15 protein-coding genes are annotated in these 18,935 nt (G+C 43.8%); all 15 read left to right on the top strand.

The window, feature by feature from the left end; genetic code table 11:
• Window positions 1-152: 152 nt before the first annotated feature.
• The 15 genes from BM095_RS05105 (at window position 153) to BM095_RS05040 (ending at window position 18,911) form a co-directional block, all read left to right on the top strand.
• Window positions 153-956, top strand: coding sequence for an enoyl-CoA hydratase (locus BM095_RS05105; protein ID WP_245757816.1), 804 nt, complete (start codon window positions 153-155; stop codon window positions 954-956).
• Window positions 957-981: 25 nt separating this feature from the next.
• The gene (locus tag BM095_RS05100) at window positions 982-2,097 is read left to right on the top strand and encodes an enoyl-CoA hydratase/isomerase family protein (RefSeq protein ID WP_091658428.1); all 1,116 of its coding nucleotides are present in this window, start codon (window positions 982-984) and stop codon (window positions 2,095-2,097) included.
• A 20-nt stretch (window positions 2,098-2,117) separates the two neighbouring features.
• Entirely contained in the window at window positions 2,118-2,681 is a 564-nt protein-coding gene (locus BM095_RS05095) for an OsmC family protein (protein ID WP_177194702.1), read from the top strand.
• An 82-nt stretch (window positions 2,682-2,763) separates the two neighbouring features.
• Window positions 2,764-4,311 carry a sodium:solute symporter family protein gene (locus tag BM095_RS05090; RefSeq protein ID WP_091658424.1) on the top strand — a complete coding sequence of 516 codons (1,548 nt, stop codon included), beginning with the start codon at window positions 2,764-2,766 and terminating at the stop codon, window positions 4,309-4,311.
• A 176-nt stretch (window positions 4,312-4,487) separates the two neighbouring features.
• Window positions 4,488-5,321, top strand: a complete 834-nt coding sequence (locus tag BM095_RS05085; RefSeq protein WP_177194701.1) for an enoyl-CoA hydratase/isomerase family protein — start codon at window positions 4,488-4,490, stop codon at window positions 5,319-5,321.
• A gap of 17 nt (window positions 5,322-5,338) precedes the next feature.
• Entirely contained in the window at window positions 5,339-7,492 is a 2,154-nt protein-coding gene (locus BM095_RS05080; protein ID WP_177194700.1) for an acetate--CoA ligase family protein, read from the top strand.
• A 149-nt stretch (window positions 7,493-7,641) separates the two neighbouring features.
• Window positions 7,642-8,634 carry an NADPH:quinone oxidoreductase family protein gene (locus BM095_RS05075; RefSeq protein ID WP_091658416.1) on the top strand — a complete coding sequence of 331 codons (993 nt, stop codon included), beginning with the start codon at window positions 7,642-7,644 and terminating at the stop codon, window positions 8,632-8,634.
• 291 nt (window positions 8,635-8,925) lie between these two features.
• Window positions 8,926-10,254 carry a DUF3993 domain-containing protein gene (locus BM095_RS05070; RefSeq protein WP_177194699.1) on the top strand — a complete coding sequence of 443 codons (1,329 nt, stop codon included), beginning with the start codon at window positions 8,926-8,928 and terminating at the stop codon, window positions 10,252-10,254.
• 142 nt (window positions 10,255-10,396) lie between these two features.
• Window positions 10,397-11,170: an enoyl-CoA hydratase/isomerase family protein gene (locus tag BM095_RS05065; RefSeq protein WP_091658407.1), complete on the top strand. Its 774-nt coding sequence runs from the start codon at window positions 10,397-10,399 to the stop codon at window positions 11,168-11,170.
• 244 nt (window positions 11,171-11,414) lie between these two features.
• The gene (locus BM095_RS05060; protein WP_091658405.1) at window positions 11,415-13,172 is read left to right on the top strand and encodes a sigma-54 interaction domain-containing protein; all 1,758 of its coding nucleotides are present in this window, start codon (window positions 11,415-11,417) and stop codon (window positions 13,170-13,172) included.
• Between the two features lie 200 nt (window positions 13,173-13,372).
• On the top strand, window positions 13,373-13,717 hold the full coding sequence (locus BM095_RS16840; RefSeq protein ID WP_281243866.1) for an aromatic amino acid transport family protein: 345 nt from the start codon (window positions 13,373-13,375) through the stop codon (window positions 13,715-13,717).
• A gap of 1 nt (window position 13,718) precedes the next feature.
• Window positions 13,719-14,546: an aromatic amino acid transport family protein gene (locus BM095_RS05055; RefSeq protein ID WP_281243865.1), complete on the top strand. Its 828-nt coding sequence runs from the start codon at window positions 13,719-13,721 to the stop codon at window positions 14,544-14,546.
• Between the two features lie 34 nt (window positions 14,547-14,580).
• Window positions 14,581-15,432, top strand: coding sequence for a carbon-nitrogen hydrolase family protein (locus BM095_RS05050; protein ID WP_091658404.1), 852 nt, complete (start codon window positions 14,581-14,583; stop codon window positions 15,430-15,432).
• A gap of 501 nt (window positions 15,433-15,933) precedes the next feature.
• On the top strand, window positions 15,934-17,880 hold the full coding sequence (locus BM095_RS05045; protein WP_091658402.1) for a TRAP transporter permease: 1,947 nt from the start codon (window positions 15,934-15,936) through the stop codon (window positions 17,878-17,880).
• Window positions 17,880-18,911 (top strand): TAXI family TRAP transporter solute-binding subunit, encoded by a 1,032-nt coding sequence (locus BM095_RS05040; protein WP_091658400.1) that lies wholly within the window; start codon window positions 17,880-17,882, stop codon window positions 18,909-18,911. Before BM095_RS05045 ends, BM095_RS05040 begins: the two co-directional genes overlap by 1 nt.
• Window positions 18,912-18,935 lie beyond the last annotated feature (24 nt).

Raw genomic sequence — 18,935 nt, 5'->3', positions numbered from 1 at the left:
CGGATAATTTAAATTTAGAAAAATTAAAAAATGGGTTGACTCCTGTCTCAATTTGGAATTATAATAAATTTACAAAATTAAACCGACCGGTCAAAATAATCACGTCGATAGTTAGACTGACCGGTCAATATAATTTGAAAGGGTGTTAAATATTGGCTCAAGCGAATGCCGTGAATTTTGAAAAGATAAAAGTGGAAGTAGAGGAATCGTATGCAATAGTTTACATCAATAATCCACCCGCTAACGCGCTCAATACGGAAACGATACGTGAATTATCGAGTTGTATCGATCACTTGGCTTCACAGGAAAATGTAAAAGCGATCCTTCTTACAGGAGAAGGTAAGTTTTTTATAGCAGGAGCAGATATTAAAGAATTTCAAGATGGGTTTAACAAGGCTGAAGTTGGAAAGACAATGGCTGAAGAAGCCCAAGCGGTCTTTCAGAAAATCGAAAACCTGTCGATCCCGGTGATTGCGGCCATTAATGGGGCTTGCTTAGGGGGCGGGCTGGAACTAGCGATGAGTTGCCATATGAGGATTGCTTCGCATGAAGCGGTCATCGGTCAGCCGGAATTAAATTTAGGCTTAATTCCCGGGTTCGGAGGCACACAGAGACTGCCTCGTTTAACGAATAAAGCTAAAGCACTTGAGTTGATTTTACTCAGTAAAAACGTAAAAGGCGAGGAAGCAGAAAAACTAGGAATCGTCAATAAGTCAGTCGATAAAGAAGACGTTTTACAAGAGGCGCGGCAATGGGCAGAGACAATTGCTACTCAAAAAAGTGCCTCCTCGGTTGCAGCCACTTTGAAAGCGGTAACAAACGGATTGAACAATGGGCTTACCGAAGGGCTCCAGGAGGAAGCTCACTTATTCGGTGGTTTATTTGAGACAGAAGATATGCAAGAAGGGGTCACTGCCTTCATCGAAAAAAGAAAGCCAGTATTTAAAGACACTTAATGGATAGTTTGGAAGGAGCAGTTATATGGCGGAAGAACATGCACCAGTTATCACCGAAAAGAGAAATGGGGTTGGCTGGATCCGATTAAATCGGCCGAAAGCATTGAATTCCTTAAATGTTGAGATGGTGGAGAGTATTTATACCACTCTCCGTAAATGGAGGGAAGATGAGGAGGTAAAACTGCTGTGCTTGGCTGGCGAAGGTGAAAAAGGATTCTGTGCAGGAGGTGATATACGTTCACTGTACGAGGCAAAAGAATCAAATGTAAAAGAGATGGCTGTTCAGTTCTTCGGAGTCGAATATAAGATGGATCTTTTATTGAGGCACTATCCGAAGCCTGTGCTCACCTTAATGAACGGGATCGTCATGGGCGGTGGGGTCGGTATTTCAGAAGGGACGACTTACAGAATTGTAAGTGATAACACGAAATGGGCGATGCCTGAGATGAATATCGGCTTTTTCCCTGATGTCGGTGCCAGCTTTTTCTTAAACCAAATGCCAGGCTATCTTGGAAGATACTTAGCCCTTACATCGACTGTCATTAAAGCAGAGGATGTGATATATGCAAGAGCAGCGGATGACCTTGTTCCGTCAAGACAATGGGGCCCTTTCGTCAAGGAATTGGAAGAAGCAGATTTCAGAGAAGGGGATGTGAACGAAAAAGTAAAGGCGATTATTAGCCGTTTTTCAGAAAAAACCGATGTCTTCTCCCTTCAATCGATTCAGGGAAAGATCGACAAACACTTTCGGCATAACAAAGTCGAAAAAATCATCGAGTCTTTATCTGCGGAACGAAACGACAAATGGGCAGAAAAAACACTTCAAACCATACGAGGTTTATCAGCCTTATCTTTAAAAACCACCTTAGAGCAGATCGTAAGAGGAGAACATGCCAGCGTTCTAGACTGTTTTCAGATGGAAATGGAATTAAGTATGAACTTCATGGATAATCCGGATTTTTATGAAGGAGTCCGTAGTGTACTCGTTGACAAAGATCGTAACCCTCAGTGGACGTACAAACGCCTCGAAGATGTCACAGACAACATGGTTACAGATATGTTTTGCTACTTTGACAGCAAGGATTATCACCCCTTAGCTCACTATGAGAACGTACTTCATGGTAATAAATATATTCATTAATTATAGGAGGAATGGAACGAATGAGTAATCAAGTAGAAGAAATGTTAAATGGAATTAATGTAGAAGGGCTTCAAGAATATCGAAAGGTAATTGGAAAAAGTGCGAACGATGCAATGATTGATTACAAAGTGAACTTGGAATGGCTCGGAGGCACGAAATCGCGGGTCACCACACAAGGGATTACACTAGGAGATCAGAAGCTGGAAAGGAATTTTTCTTACGAGGTAGATGAGCCGCCACAACTATTAGGAGAAGACACACAGCCAACTCCTCAAGAGTATTTGCTCGGTGGAATGGGCGCTTGTATGCTGGTCGGCTACACGGTCGGTGCAGCGGTGAAGGGCATTAAGCTCGAAAAGCTGGAGATTGATATCGAAGGTGGTTTGGATCTAAGAGGGTTTTTAGAAGTCAATCCAGATTCCCCCATTGGAATGAAAGACGTGAAATACAAGATTCGCGTCAAAGGAGATGGAACGGAAGAAGACTTCAAAGAGATTCACGAAAAAGTAATGGAAACATCACCAAACCGTGCAACTATTGCTGAATCAGTGAACCTGATCCCAGAACTAGTCGTTGAAAAGTAAATAACATCGGAGGGGAGAAGACTCCCCCTCCCCTTTAGCATAAGAGAGTTTCTACTTCATCATTTGTAGAAGGGAGAATCATATGGACGCATTAAGAACCTATATGTGGGTTGGATTTGCCTTATTTTTAGTCGTGATGATGCTTCTTGGATATGTCAGTGCGAGGAAGACGAAGAATGTCAGTGACTTTGCGATTGGCGGAGGAAACTTAGGTCCGTATGTGTTAGGTCTGTCATTTGCTGCTACTTATTTTAGTGCAGCGACGTTTTTAGGCTATCCTGGTTGGTCCCATGAATGGGGATATTCGAATCTCTGGCTGTTTTTAGCGATGATGGCTGGTGGACCGATCGGTGTCTTGATGGTGGCAAAAAAGGCAAGGAAGTTAAACACGACTCAAAAATCACTGTCTTTGCCGGATTGGCTAGGTGACTTTTACAACAGTGATTTCTTACGAGTGGGTACCGGTCTTATACTACTTTTTAATCTCTTCTACATTGCTGCTCAGTTTGCAGCAGGGGCTAGAATATTTGAGTATATGTTAGGGCTTTCTTATACGACAGGGTTAGTTATTATCGCAGTCATCGTTGTTATATACGTATTTGCAGGAGGAGCTTTTGCCGATGTTTACACGGATGCCGTACAAGCGGTTTTGATGGCTATTGCCGGAACAGCGGTATTCGTATCTGGGATCATCATATTTTGGGATGGAAGCATAACTGCTACATTCTCTGGCATAACAAGCAATTTGGCATCGCAAGACGGAAATCTGACGAGAGTGTTCAACCCAGATTCCACTTATTTTTATTCCATGATAGCAGTGTCGGGGGCTGTCATTATCCAGTGGGCATTCGCTTCAGCCCCGCAGCTGTTTAATAAAGTGCTTGGCTTAAAAAATGAACGAGATATGGGAAAAATGATCCTCACCTATGTGGTGACAACCGCTCTTTGTCTCGTTGTATTTTTCGGAGGTATTTACAGTCGTATGGGTTTAGGGGACCAAGTGTCAGCAAGTGACCTTGCTCTCATGGAATACGTCGTTTGGGCTGCGCCAGCCATCGTAGCAGCGTTTATGGGAGTTGTTATTCTAGCTGCCGCGATGTCGACAACCGATGGATTGTTCGTCGTACTGTCTACTGTGTTTGCTAATGATATTTATCGAAAGGTTCTTGTAAAAAGAGGGATTATCAAAGCCGATGAAGAAAAAGTCAATCGCATCTCTTTATGGATCAGCCGCGTTGCTGTTGTCGCGGTAGGACTTGCTGCTTTTCTTATCGTACTCCAGCCCCCGCAGTACATGGGTGATGTTATGTGGATTGGAATCTCAGGGGTAGCTGCAGGGACGATGGGACCCATTTTATATGCTGTGTTTGGTAAGAAAAGAGCTTCACCACGAGCGGCAGAGATTTCAATGGTAGTTGGGTTAGTCTCTTACTTCGTTATATATTTCGGTGGAATTGAACCGAGCACGATGGCCGCTGGAGCATGGTCGACGCTCATAGGAATTGGGACGATGCTTCTATTGGTCAAACTCTTGAAATCACCGCCGGCGCAGACCTTGGAAGAAAGGGAAGAAGAGCAAACGGATTATCACAGTTATGAAGCGCGCGACACCATGGTGAGGTCTGAGTAATGGGGAAGGGGTGAGGACCATCTTTGTAAATGAAATGTTATCCGTTTGGCTGTATGGATTCATTGGCAGTTTAGCTATAATAGGATTTTCTCTTTGGAAATGGTATTTTAAAGATTAATTTTTAAGAAGAATATTTCAACTATTTTTAAGAATTAAAAAAGGAAAGGTTGATGAAGATGGAAATCACAAAAAAGTACGAAACGGTAGATTATGAGGTAAAAGGGAATGTAGCGATCGTAACCATGGACCGCCCAAAACAAATTAATTCTATTAATAAACAAATCACGATTGATGTAAAAGCAGCATTAGATGAAGCAGACAAGAACAAAGAAGTACACGCCGTCATCCTCACTGGAGCTGGCAATAACTTTTCTGCAGGGGTGGATTTAAAAGAAGTGTTTGACATGCCATCTCCGATTGGGGAAGAACCTTCTGAAGTGTGGAGAGACCACCTCGAGGATATGCTTACGGTGTCCCTGAAAATGTGGAACTTAAGAATGCCAGTGATTGCTGCCGTCGATGGGTATGCCCTAGGAGGAGCAGCTGACTGGGTATTGTCAGCAGATGTAGCGATTGCGTCAGATAAAGTAACATTCGGAGAGCCGGAAATCCGCTTCGGTGCCGCCCCTCCTACCTTGATGATGCCTTGGGTGCTCGGTATGAGAAAAGCAAAAGAACTCTTATACACCGGAGACTCTGTCGATGCGGAGGAAGGCCATCGCATTGGAGTATTTAACCGAGTGGTACCACAGGAAGACCTTATGGAAGAATCACTTGCTATGGCGGAGAAAATGGCAAAAATTCCACCGTCTGCTTTAAAAATCACGAAAACGACTATCAACAAAATCTACGAAATGATGAATATAAGAGAATCGCTTGATTACAACTTAGAAGCCGCGATCTCTATGTTCTTCCTCAATACAGAGCGAGAAGTATCCGATGTCGGGCAAGCAATCAAAACCGAAGGATTGAAAAAGTTCTTGCAAGAAGCGAACAAAGATTTTGAATGAGAAGAGGAGGGATCTCGGTGAGTTACTTGAATTATGACTTAGATTCCATGTTCAAGCCACGGGCTGTAGCGATCATTGGCGTTTCTCCAAAAGAGAATAGAGCGACACTCGCATACAGAAACCTGCAGGAGCTTGGATATGAAGGAGAAATCTATTTCGTTAATCCAAAATATGAAAGTGTTCATGGGAAACCGTGTTATCCAACGGTGGATGACATTCCTGGTTCTATTCAATCGATCTATATTAGTATTCCTGGTGACCATGTCCTTCCTACATTAGAGGCTGCGAAGCGAAAAGGGGCATCGAGTGCGGTTGTTATCTCGAGCGGTTTCGGCGAAGGAGGAGGAGCTGGCCAGGATAAAGCAGAAGAATTAGCTAGATTCTCAGAAGAAAACAACTTTGCTGTCTGTGGCCCTAATTGTCTTGGTCTCATTAATGCGTCTCATCGTTTTTCTTCCTATGGATTTTTCTTTCCTGATGGGTTCCAGCGTGGGAACGTCGGAGGGGTCTTCCAAAGTGGCGGCTTGATGCACGCTATCGCGGGAGAATTGAGTCAAAGAGGTGTGGGTCTGAGTTCCATCGTTTCTAGTGGTAATGAAACAGTCGTTAACAGTAGTCACTACTTGGAATACTTGGCCAACGATCCTAACACGGATGTCATCATTGGCTTTCTGGAAGGGATTAAAGATCCAGAGCGCTTTGTTAAAGCGGCAGAAGCAGCTTACCGTAACAGGAAGCCAATCATCGTATTTAAAGTAGGGAAATCTGAAAAAGCAGCAGAATCTGCAGTAGCGCACACCGGAAGTATGACAGGAAGTGACCAAGTCATTGATACTTTGCTAAAGCAGAAAGGTATTATAAGAGTAGATGACATTGATGAGCTCATAGAGACGACTGTTTTGTTTTCCAATAAGAAATTCATGAACGGGCCTAATTTAGCGATAACAACAACATCTGGCGGGGAAGCCGGCATGTATGCAGATATCGGTGAAGATTTAGGCATTCAATTTGCTGAGTTTTCAGATGCTACGAAATCAAGGTTAAAAGAAGTGCTCCCAGAATTCGGGAGTATGGGGAATCCGCTTGATACGACAGGGAATGCCGCTCTCGATAAAGATTTATACTCCAGCTGTATCAGTATCTTAGCCGAAGACAACCAGGTTAATATGATTGCTGTGTCACAGATGGATATTAATGAAAGCTCATTAAAACATAATAAAGCGACTCAAGTGATTGTGGAGAGTTTAGAAGAAAACTCACAAAAATATGATAAACCGATGATCTGCTTCACCCCAAATGCAGGCGGTGCCGACAAATCAGTCTGCAGCAAGTTAAGTGCAATCGGTGTGCCGCTATTAATTGGGGGGAGATCCGCACTCACTGCAATCAATAATTTGAGCTGGTATTCGCAGCTCATCAGGGAGGATAACCTCTTAAAAGAGAGCAGAGAGTATAATAAAAAAACTATCACACCGCTTCCTGACAAAAGGGTATTGACAGAAAGGGAAAGTCAGGAACTTCTGAAATCATATGGCGTACCTATCGCAGAGAAACAGCTAGCCACTTCTGGAAGAGAGGCAGTGGATTATGCAAATGCGATTGGCTATCCTGTGGTCATGAAAGTAGAATCATCCGATGTTCCTCACAAGTCAGACGCTGGGGGAGTCAAGCTGAATTTAAAAAATAGCGAGGAAGTGATGCAGGCCTTTGAAGCCATCATGACCTCTGTTCAAGCGAAACATCCGAATGCTGCCATCAGCGGTGTAGCAGTAGAGGAAATGGTCCAAGATGGGGTGGAAGCCCTGATTGGAGTGAAAAATGATCCCCTTTTCGGTCCAGCCTTAGTCATCGGAACAGGTGGGGTGCTTGTAGAATTGCTTCAAGATTATGCAACACGGATTGCTCCAATCGATCGTGAAGATGCGCTTACGATGATTCAGGAAACGAAATTAAATAAGATGCTCTCAGGGTATCGTGGACGGCCAAAAGGAGACGTGGAAGCTTTAGCGGACACACTGGTCAAGATATCTCAGTTGGCACTTGACTATAGTGATCAAATAGAAGAAATTGACATCAATCCTTTGCTTGTTCTGCCTGAAAACAAAGGCTGCCGAGCAGTAGACGGACTCGTTGTCTTAAAAGAAAAAGCGGCTGATAATATAAAAGTTTAGCTATGAGTAAGGCTGTTTCAAAAGGGCATAGCCACTTTGAGACAGCCTTGTCTGTCACAGGTTACAATAGAAAGAAGAAGGGTAAAGATCTATGGGAAATTATCCGAATTCTTACCTATTAAAAAATAAAGGAAGAGGAGGTACTGAATATGAAAACATTTCAGGCATTGGTAGTTGATAAGAATGGGGAGAAGGATGTTTCGGTGAACCTGCAGAAATTAACAGCTGATGATCTTCCAGAGGGGGAAGTACTTATTAAAGTTCGTTATTCCAGCGTCAATTTTAAAGATGGATTAGCGAGCATACCGAACGGAAATATCGTCTCTACTTATCCCATTGTACCCGGAATCGATTTGGCGGGTACGATAGAAGATCCTGGCAGCTCGCAGTTTTCTTCCGGGGATGAAGTGATAGTAACCAGTTATGGGTTAGGCGTTTCCCAGCACGGGGGATACAGCGAGTATGCCCGTGTACCAGCAGAATGGATTGTTCCGTTACCTGAAGGGCTTACGCAGAAGGAATCGATGATTTTCGGGACAGCCGGATTCACGGCAGCCCTTTCTGTGTTGCGCTTGGAAGAAGAAGGGATTACCCCGGATAGTGGTCCGGTGCTAGTTACAGGAGCGACAGGCGGAGTAGGAAGTATGGCTGTTGCCATGCTCGCAAAACTAGGATATGAAGTGGTGGCCAGCACAGGCTCGGAATCGGAAGTCGATTACTTGAAAAGAATTGGCGCTTCTGAAGTTATGTCGCGGGATGAATTAAAGCCGGAAAAGATCAGACCACTCGATAAACAGCGCTGGGCAGGTGCTGTAGATCCAGTAGGAGGAGAACCCCTCGCTTATATATTAAGCACAATGAAGTACGGGGGTTCCGTCGCAGTCAGCGGGTTAACAGCAGGAACCAAGGTACCGACGACTGTCTTTCCATTTATATTGAGAGGAGTCAACTTGGTCGGGATCGATTCTGTGAATTGTCCGATGGACCGGCGACAGAGCGTATGGAAACGCCTAGCCAGTGACCTTAAAATCGAACAGCATCTCCATGACATCGGTGACGAAATTACCTTGAACGAATTACCAGACACTCTTTCTAGTATTTTAGAAGGGAAAGTAAGAGGAAGGAAGATAGTGAGCATCTAATAGAAACACGGTGTTTATAGTACTTTGATTTTAGATATATTAGGGAGATAAATCCTAGAAAAATTGCGTTATAGCGCAGTTTTTCTGGGATTTTTTGTGCTAGACATATGCCAGGCGATTGGTAGTGTCTAAATCTTAGCAGGAAAACTCTATTAAAAATTAGCTCTAGTATTTGAGTAAGAAATTGTTGAGAGTGTAGGAAAATAGTGCTAATATTTTTGTTGGGGATAGGATCTTCGATGGGGCTAGAAGAAGCTGTACATAAGAATTGATATAATAAGGGGGATTATGATGAGAAGACTATGTGTATCGCTCTTGCTGGTGCTAGCGGTAGCTTTCACCGCGGTTGGTCAGGCAGCGGCAGAGACAACAGATTATTCAAGAGCAGAAGTGTTTGACTTCTTACAAGAAGCAAGCGATAAACAATGGAATACACCAGGCCCGTTTGAGACAAAGCGTGAGCTGCAGGACGAGTTTTCCTCACATTTTTTAAGAGAGTATACGGATTTCTTTATTGAGGAGATGTATTGGAAACAGTTTGGCCAATGGGAAATAATTCCGACGGATGCTCTCATCGGTTTTATTCCTGAATTTAGCTACAACAGCAGCACGGATGTGGAGTATACCGACAATGAAATTATCGTTTCAGAATATTTCCCGTTCCGTGATGGACCGATGATTCGTCCCGCTGGCACTCGCACAGTGACTCTTGTCGAAACGAGCAGCGGTCTTCGGGTGAAAAATGTGAATGACGCCGTCACTTACGGCAACAAACTGTTTGCTGACGTGGAAAATGATTATTTTGCCTACGACGAGATTTCTTACCTTACCGATGAAGGAATTATTGGCGGTTACCCCGATGGAACTTTCCGTCCCAACGATTCCTTGAAGCGCGCGCAAGCAGTAATCATGATCGCTCGTGCCCTTGACTGGGATCTTTCTTCTTCCGCAACGGATTTCTCGGATGTAGATAGCGATTATTATGCTGCCGATGCAATCGCCTACGCTAGTTCCAACGACGTGTTGAATGGTTATCCGGATGGCACATTCCGCCCGAACAACTCCATCACAAGAGCCCAAATGTCTGCGATTCTCGGGAAAGCTTTTTCTCTCGGAACAGATGCCTCTGGACCTTTCCGTGATGTCACCGAAAATACAACGGGCCAAGGAGAAATTAACCAGTTATATAACCTTGGTATCATATCCGGTTATGATAACAACACTCGCTTTAACCCGAATGAACCATTAACACGGGCCCAATTTTCTATTATTCTATCAAGACTGTTGAATGACGATCTGCGTTTGGCTGGTGAAGAACAAGCAGAAGCAGAAGAGGAAGCAACGCCAGCCTTTGTCATAGAATATGGATTAAAAAATGGCAAAGTAGTCAATGTGACGCCAGATACGGATCCAATTGTCGTGGAAAAAGGGCAGCGGATTACACTTGAGCCCACTTTCCTCGACGATACAACAGAAAGAGTTCTAGTGGATGGTTCCCTGTTTGAATTCGAAGACCAATATACGATGTATGCTACAAAAACAGGCTCAGGATATATTAATATCATCCCTAATGCCTATGATTGGGAAGAAGCGAAAGAAATTACAGTGATTGTAGAATAACGAAAAAATCATGAAGGTTGTCCTGTGTGGTGGGACAGCCTTCTTTTTCTATGTCTTTGCAGCAGGTTTTTTTGTCTTCGTTCTTGAAATGAAAGAGAGAATAGAAAGATTAGGATGACGTAAGAGAAAGGAAGTCTTAAAGTTGGTACACGATGAAACGAAAGAGAAACCAGTCCTTTACAAAGAATACGAGAATGGAAAAATAGGCTGCTTGACCCTTCACCGTCCGGAAAATTTAAATGCGGTGAATGAAGATTTACTTGACGCATTGCATCAAACGCTTGGAAAAGTAGCATCCAATGAAAAATTGTCGATTCTTATTCTCCACAGCACGTTAGAAAAAGCTTTTTGTGCAGGAGGGGATGTAAAAGAAATTCAGACGAAAAGCAATGAAGAGGCGGCTCGTTTTTTTGAAAAGTTAGCAACCGTCCTCGATACCATAACAAAGCTTCCGCAATTAACCATAGCTGCGATCAACGGAATTGCTTTTGGCGCGGGGGCTGACCTTGCCATAGCCTGTGATTACCGAATTGGAAATTCAAAAACAAAAATAAAGTTCCCAGGCCCTCAATTTGGTGTCATTTTAGGTACGCACCGATTGGTCAATGAAATAGGCCCTTCCAAAGCAAGGCACCTCGTCTTAACAAATCAACTGATGGATACCGAACAATCATTACATCACGGGCTCCTTCATGAAATCAGTGAAGAGGACGATAGCTTCAACACAGCAGTCACTCGAGCGCAAGCGATGTTACATATGACGGATTACACGAGGAGGGAGCTGGTGAAAATATGCTCCTACGAGGAAGAGGTTCACGCTGGAGATCCGATCGCTTTAGCAAAAGAATCAGTGCTGCAAGGAAATTTCCAAGAGCGATTTTCTCAATATGTGGAGACGGTAAAGAAGAAGAAATAAGTACTGTTGTTATATTTCTTTTATTGGATGAGAGAGCACTGCAAAGTAGAAAAACAGGAATGAATATAAAGTAAAGTAGAAGGGTGTCCAAAAGGGGACAGCCTTCATTTATTATTGGATGTATATGAGAGTGTTCCCATGCCGCACTTACTCTAGGGTCTAAACGTATGGGTACATGTCATCATGTAAACGTAGTATATTACAGATAAGATAATTAGCTAATGAAGAGTGGGGTTGAAAGTACATGGAGAGTCAGTTCGATGTTTCGATAGTACGGAAAGCTTTGGAGAGCCTTGGCATCGAAATGAAAATTGATGAAATCGATGACAATACAAATGATATTCACCACCCCATCCGAAACGATGGATCTCATATCACACAGTCTGCTTCGTTTCAGTCCGACAATAAGGTTTACTTGGTTCAGATTTCTCTGTTGGAAGAAAGAGCTATGCCACTGTTACAACAGAGCAAGGCCTTTCAAGACATGGAATTAGATCTACAAACCATTTTAGAAACATGCCGCGAAGTTATTTTTGTTTCCGACAAAAGCGGAAGAGCGTTACGGGTGAGTGATTCATGGAAAGATCTCTTCTTTGCAGAAGGGGAAGACTTTATTGAAAAAGGTGTATTAAAAGTCGAAGAGGAAGGAATCATCAACCCTTCTTCTACGAGACTTGTGATGGAACAAGGCGAGCAGGTTCAAATTGTCCAGGAGACGAAGAATGGAAGGACATTGATGGTTACTGGAATTCCCATTAAAGACGAGGATGAAGCGATCAAACGTATCGTAAGTATTTCTGAAGATATTACAGAGGTTCACTCATTGAAGAAAAAGCTGTCTGATGAAAAAGTGAAAAACAAACGTTTGAATGAATTACTATATGATAAGACGATGCCTTCTTTTGTTTTTAACAGTGAAGTGATGAATACTGTCATGTGGACGGTGTTTAAAATTGCCCCGGTTGATTCGACCGTTTTGATTACAGGTGAATCAGGGGTCGGAAAAGAGGTCATTGCAGAGTATATTCACAAATGGAGTGAGCGCGTGGAACAGCCCTTCGTGAAAATAAATTGTGGATCCATACCGGAAAACTTATTGGAATCCGAGCTGTTCGGTTACGTGAGAGGGGCGTTCACGGGGGCGTCCGGTGAAGGAAAACAAGGATTATTTGAAGCCGCGGATGGGGGCACGATTTTTCTGGACGAAATTGGGGAGATGCCTGCTGCGCTTCAAGTGAAATTGTTACGAGTGCTTCAGGAACAAGAAGTGATACGTATTGGAAGTACGTCGCCGATCTCGATTGACGTTCGCGTCATAGCGGCAACGAATCGTAATTTGGAAGCGGAGATCAAGGAAGGGAATTTTCGAAAAGACCTCTTTTACCGTCTAAATGTTGTCCCTATCTTTATTCCTCCGTTACGCGATCGTTTAGAAGATCTGTTGCAGCTCGTGCTTCATTTCACGGATGTATTTAATCGAAAATTTAATAGTTCGAAAGTGTTTTCGCCGGAAAGCAATAATCGGTTTTACCATTACGGTTGGCCGGGGAACATCAGGGAATTGCAAAATATCGTGGAGAGAACGATGGTAATGGCTGAGACTAATTACATTGAACCAAAGCACCTGCCTGACTTTTTACAAACCGTGACAACAGAAAAAGGAGAAGAATTTCCTCCATTAAGCAAATCGGAGCCTTCCGTGTCCGCGGGAATGGCCACGCCTTCCATATACAATCAACTAGCCCGTCATTACAGAGAATTAGGAATCACTCATGGAGAATGGGGCTTGATCAGCGTCCTGTTCACTTGTGAATCTGACGGCTGGACGTTTTATGTGACCGAGGGGGAGCTTTCTCAATATCTGCGGTGCGGCACACGTCAAGTGAGAAAGTTGATCACCTCCTTAAAGAAAAAAGGATATCTTCAAGTCACCCAGCAATGGAAGAAAAAAGGGTACGACTTGAAACCACTAATATCGTCAGTAGAAGAATTTTTAAATTAGGCACTTTATGTTCCTTTGTTAAAATAAAATCGGAACTTTAAGGTCCTTAATGTCATTTTTTATTCCTTATTTAATTGATTCTTCTGATCGTCTGACTTGCTGTAAACCCTTTCATAGCGGATAATTGTAAAAATAATAACAACTGGCACGGTATTTGCAATTATTAAAGAGGAACAGACAAACATGAGAGGGGTTATGATATGGGTGCAGTCAATGAGAAAAATGTCGGTGAGCAGCAAATAAATCCAGAAAACGGTTTTGAAGAATCAGCATTAAAAGTGGAGAACATCAGCTTTTGGGATGGGGTAGCCATTATTGCTGGTTCAAGTATTGGGGCAGGAGTTCTTAGTCTTGCTTTCGGGAGCAAAGACGCTGGTTTTCCAGTCCTCGTGTTTTGGGTGTTGGTGACTGGTTTGTTTACGACCATTTCGATGTTGTATGTCGCTGAAACTACATTACGAACAAGAAAGCCATTTCAGCTCAGTGGACTTGCGAAGTGGGAATATTATCTCCGAATTTCTGAACGTACCACCTATCATTGGTAGTATGATATTTTTTGTTCCGGCAGTGGTCGTAGTTTGGCTTGGACTCAAAGCGACAGGAGCTAGTGAGAAAATTATCACATTCGTGATGATCGCTATAGTTATTCTTTTAATTATTGCCTCTATCGTTGGACCTGGCCTGGAAAGCCAGCATTTAACGTATATGAACATTGGAGTGTCCATTCCGGTTTTTACTCTTGTTATCTTTAGTTTTATTTCCCAATATGCGGTACCTGAGTTAGCGCGAGGTTTCGTTCAGGGGGATGTGAAGAGACTCCCGAAAGCGATTATTACAGGAAACGTCATTATTGGTAGTTTGCTTATATTGGTACCAATGTCGGCGATCGGTCTGACAGGTCCAGAGAACGTAACGGAAGTCGTGACGGTTGCGTGGGGACAGGCATTGGGACAATGGGCTTTTTTCGTAGCAAACATTTTCACATTATTTGCATTTTTGACTTCATTCTGGGCCATTGGGCAAACATTAATGACAAATATTGTGGACAAGCTCAAATTTTCTTCCGAATGGGATATTAAGTCAAGAATTATAGCCATTAGTTTAGTAGCATTGCCGCCATTTATCATCGCCTATACGGGGTTGATTGGATTTGTAGATGTGTTGTCTCTTACAGGAGCTTTTTCTGGTGTCATCATGGGTATTTTGCCTGTCATTATGTTGAATCAATCGAGAAAACATGGGACGAGAGAGCCAGAGTGGACCGTGGGGACATTAGATCATCCCATTTTTCAAGGATTAATTATTTTGATTTTCGTGGGAGCTTCCATATACACCATCCTAGAAAGACTTAGCTTACTACCAAGCGGCTGGTAAACAACAAAGAAAGAAGGCAAGGAGACCGATAATCATGTCAGTAAATGAAGTGAAAACAGCAGTTGTACAAACAGATCCAAAGTTAGGAGAAGTGGCTCACAACTTACAAGAAACAAAATATTGGGTAAAAGAAGCACATAAACAAGGAGCAAAGCTGGCTGTATTTCCGGAATGCTCTCTCACTGGTTACCAATTTCAAGATGAAGCCAGTTCTCGTGAAAGTGCTCTCCGTATTGGGGATACATGGACGCAAGAATTGCAACAGTTGGCCAAAGAAACGGATATTCACATTGTGGTCGGATTCGTCGAAGATGCGGGGGAAGACCTGTACAATGCGTTACTCGTAATTGCGCCCGATGGGGAGTTGTTTAAGCACCGGAAAGCTCATTTGTCCAATTTAGGGGTAGATAATTTCATCTTGCAAGGAGAAGATCCATTTGAGGTCTTTGATACATCGATTGGAAAGTTAGGCTGCTTTATTTGTTATGAAGCGCGATTCCCAGAACACAGCCGTTCTTTAGTTCTCGACGGAGCAGACATTTTGGTTCATATCACGAACTTACCTGAAACAGCCAATGATCAAGTCGATCTTCTGCTTCCGGCTCGAGCTAACGAGAATCGTGTATTTCTCCTTTCTTCCGGGAGAGTAGGAGAAGAAAATGGTTATCGCTATTTAGGCAGAAGTTCAATTTACGGCGTAGAAGGGGAAGTGCTGGACCAAGCAGACCGCACGTCAGAAACAATCATTTACAGTACGATAGATTTAGAAGTGGCTCGTAACAAAGAAGTATATTATCCACCCAGGGACGGCAAGCCAAAAGGACATATCAATCCTTTGTTCAGCCGCAGACGACCAGAATTGTATTCACGTTTGGTTCAACAATAGGAGATGCCCGTGTTCCGTAAAAGGACACGGGCAATTTTTGTCTGGCGAGAAATCATGACCTTCTGGCTCCAGCACTTGTTACAGGCCCACAGGTAATTGACCTTTTGCTAAAAGCATACACCTCCTGTGTATAACGCAAAAGTCAGCACATCCTGTGCAAGCCAGGGCGCTTACGCTTTTCTATTAGTCTAGCTTCAGCGCCCACTCGCTCGAGGTTGCTTCAGGCAACTGGCAGAAGCCAAAAAGCGGCTGCTGCCAGCGGCCTTCCAGCACTTGTCGCGGGCCCGCAGGTGATTGTTCTTTTGCTAAAAGTGTACACCTCCTGTGTATAACGCAAAAGTCAGCACGTCCTGTGCAAGCCAGGGCGCTTACGCTTTTCTGAACAAAAGCATTAATGCTTTAAATGAGTAAAACATTTTTGCGTTTTTATGATACAATAATCTAGTTAGCTTTCTTCAAGTTGATAGAGACATAGTTTTTAATAGATAGGAGGGGAGGCTCGTGGCGGGGAAAGCTTCGGAGCTCGGAAATTCTGACAGTGCAGCGAAGAACATCAACCGGGAATATGTCGGGAAAGCGGCTCTTGCGGTGTCGGTGTTTGCTGTCATTTGGTCTCTTTTTCAATTATACTCGGCAGCTTCAGGCACGTTTGACGCCATCAGTTTGCGGGCGTGGCATATTATATTCTTATTAACGATGGCGTTTCTCTTATATCCAGCCTGGAAGAAGAAAGAGAGAAGCACACGTAAATATCCAGCCGTCTTGGACGTATTACTTATATTGTTGACTGTTGTTTCATTTGGCTATTTATTAATCAATTATAGTAATATTGCACTTCGTGGCGGTTATTTGCTTCCGCAGGATTACATATTTGGCGCGATTGGAATCCTGGTCATTTTTGAAGCGGCACGCCGTGTGGTGGGCAACTTGGCGGTTTTGGCGCTTGTGTTTCTTCTTTATAACTTTTTCGGCAATATGGCTCCTGGTGATTTCGGACATAGTGGGTTTAGTATCAACCGGGTGATTGACCATATGTTCTGGGGGAGTCAAGGAATTTTCGGTATCGCAATTGGTGTATCGGCAACGTTTGTTTTCTTATTTATTTTGTTTGGTGCCTTTCTGCGGATCAGCGGCTTCAGTAAGTTTATTAATGATTTGGCGCTGACAATTGCCGGACGCTCTCCTGGGGGACCTGCGAAAGTGGCAGTCCTTGCGAGCAGTTTGATGGGGATGATTAACGGAAGTGCTTTGGCAAACGTGGCCACTACGGGAACGATCACGATTCCTATGATGAAAGACAATGGCTACCGAGCTCGGTTTGCGGCAGCGGTAGAAGCGGTCGCATCAACAGGCGGTCAGTTCGCTCCGCCTATTATGGGGGCAGCGGGCTTTGTCATGGCGGAATATCTCGGTGTGCCATATACCACTGTGTTAGTAGCGGCGTTTATTCCTGCCTTTTTGTATTATTTAACATTAATTCTAGTTGTTCATTTTGAAGCGAAACGGCTGGGGCTCAAAGGGATATCGAAAGAGAACATACCCGCCGTCAAAGAAGTATTAAAAAAACAAGGCCATTTGTCACTTCCGCTCATTATTCTTATTGCTTTGTTATTTATGGGATACACTCCCCTTTATGCGGCCGTGTTTTCAATCATTGCGGCTGTCGTAGCAAGCTGGTTCCGGAAAGAAACACGGATGGGCGTGAAAGAAATTTGGCAGGCGCTCGAGGAAGGCGCAAAATCAGCGGTTGGTGTTGGTGTCGCTTGTGCGGTGATCGGTATTATAATCGGTACCGTGTCATTAACCGGGCTGGGGCTTGCATTTGGCTATTCGATCATGGAATACACCAATGAAAGCTTACTGCTTGCCGGTATTCTCGTCATGCTCATGAGTATCGTACTCGGAATGGGAGTGCCGGGTGTGGCCGCATATGTTATCGTTGCAACGGTCGCAGCTCCTGTTCTCGTCAATCTCGGTGTTGAACCGATTGCAGCCCATATGTTCGTCTTGATTTATGCGTGTCTCTCTAACGTGACCCCTCCGGTTGCGCTTGCTTCTTATGTAGCAGCAGGGATTGCAGATGAAGACCAGAACCGGGTATCGCTGACAGCGGTGAAACTTGCCTTGACTGGTTTTATCCTGCCCTTTTTCTTTATTTTCGAGCCGGCGCTCTTGCTAGATGAGACACAGCTGGGAGTTAGCATTATGCCGGCTGTGACTGCGACCATTGGAGCAGCATCGTTGGCATCCGGTCTGCAAGGATGGCTTCTGACACGTACTTCGATCGTAGAACGTGTCTTGCTTATTGGAGCTGGATTTTGCATGATTGCACCGGGATTTTGGTTAGACGGCCTTGGGCTTGCAATTATTATCATTATTTTAGGGTGGCAATTCATCCGAAGAAAAAACAAACAAGACGTATTAAAGAAAGAAAGGATGTTTGTATAATGAAGAAATTTTCTTGGCGTAAAATGATGTTAGCAGGTTCTCTTGCCGCAGTGACGGCATTTACGGCTGCATGTGGAGGCGGCGAAGAAGAAGGTGGATCGGAAGAAGGCAATAATGAAGAATCTTCCGGGACACAAGAACTTAACTTCCCGACAGCAAGTACAACGGGAACCATTTATCCGCTTGGTTCTGCGATGGCCAATGTGTGGAATAATGAAATAGACGGAATCCGCGTGAACGCGCAAGGTTCCAATGGTGGTGTTGAGAACTTAAACATGCTGAAAGAAGGCGAAGCGCAAGTTTCTTTCGCTACAGCTGGTATTATTTGGGAAGCTTACAACGGAGAACGAGGCTTTGAAGGCCGTCAGTATGACGATGTTCGTATTGTGGCCGGTCTGTACTACAACCCGAATCAATTCGTTGTCCGTGAAGACGCCGGCATTGAATCGGTGGCTGATCTCGAAGGCCGTAAATTTGCGCCAGGGGCCGTTGGGAGTACACCGGAAGTAGAGTCCAGCATTATTCTGCCTGCTTACGGTATCGATTACCCGGACGGCATTGAAGAAAACTTCGTTGGTTTCACAGAAGCGATTGATTTAATGAGAAATAATCAAATTGATGGAGCGCTCATTCAAGCAGGACTTCCGACAGCGGCTGTCACAGAAATGACGTCCACCGCAGGCGGAAAGTTAATAGGTATTGAAGAAGATGTCCGCTCTCAATTGATGGGCGAGTATCCTTGGTACTCTGAAGTAACGATCCCGGCAGGCACCTATGAAAATCAGGAAGAAGATGTCGAAACGCTTGGTATTAAAATGATGCTGATGACAGATGCTTCAGTGGATGATGAAACGATTTATGAAATGACAAAAACGTTTTGGGAAAATCTTGATCAACTCGAAGAATCCCATGCGATTGTAGAACAGATGGACATCGAAGAAGCAACAACCGAACTTAGCGGTATCCCGCTTCATGACGGCGCGAAACAATTTTATGAAGAAGAAGGCGTCTTAGCGGAGGAAGAAGAGTAAGAGAGTTTAGCGGAGAAGAGCGGA

This window comes from Alteribacillus iranensis (assembly GCF_900113025.1).
GTDB classification, from domain to species: Bacteria; Bacillota; Bacilli; order Bacillales; family Marinococcaceae; genus Alteribacillus_A; species Alteribacillus_A iranensis.
The sequence above is the reverse complement of the archived record's forward strand: the minus strand, read 5'-3'. Positions and strand labels throughout refer to the sequence as shown.

Excerpts from the sequence above, each read along its gene's own strand:
- BM095_RS05050 (WP_091658404.1), top strand. The coding sequence starts at position 14,581 with ATGTCAGTAAATGAAGTGAAAACAGCAGTTGTACAAACAGATCCAAAG.
- BM095_RS05040 (WP_091658400.1), top strand. The coding sequence starts at position 17,880 with ATGAAGAAATTTTCTTGGCGTAAAATGATGTTAGCAGGTTCTCTTGCC.
- BM095_RS05055 (WP_281243865.1), top strand. The coding sequence starts at position 13,719 with ATGATATTTTTTGTTCCGGCAGTGGTCGTAGTTTGGCTTGGACTCAAA.
- BM095_RS05085 (WP_177194701.1), top strand. The coding sequence starts at position 4,488 with ATGGAAATCACAAAAAAGTACGAAACGGTAGATTATGAGGTAAAAGGG.
- BM095_RS05070 (WP_177194699.1), top strand. The coding sequence starts at position 8,926 with ATGAGAAGACTATGTGTATCGCTCTTGCTGGTGCTAGCGGTAGCTTTC.
- BM095_RS05090 (WP_091658424.1), top strand. The coding sequence starts at position 2,764 with ATGGACGCATTAAGAACCTATATGTGGGTTGGATTTGCCTTATTTTTA.
- BM095_RS16840 (WP_281243866.1), top strand. The coding sequence starts at position 13,373 with ATGGGTGCAGTCAATGAGAAAAATGTCGGTGAGCAGCAAATAAATCCA.
- BM095_RS05075 (WP_091658416.1), top strand. The coding sequence starts at position 7,642 with ATGAAAACATTTCAGGCATTGGTAGTTGATAAGAATGGGGAGAAGGAT.
- BM095_RS05060 (WP_091658405.1), top strand. The coding sequence starts at position 11,415 with ATGGAGAGTCAGTTCGATGTTTCGATAGTACGGAAAGCTTTGGAGAGC.
- BM095_RS05100 (WP_091658428.1), top strand. The coding sequence starts at position 982 with ATGGCGGAAGAACATGCACCAGTTATCACCGAAAAGAGAAATGGGGTT.
- BM095_RS05095 (WP_177194702.1), top strand. The coding sequence starts at position 2,118 with ATGAGTAATCAAGTAGAAGAAATGTTAAATGGAATTAATGTAGAAGGG.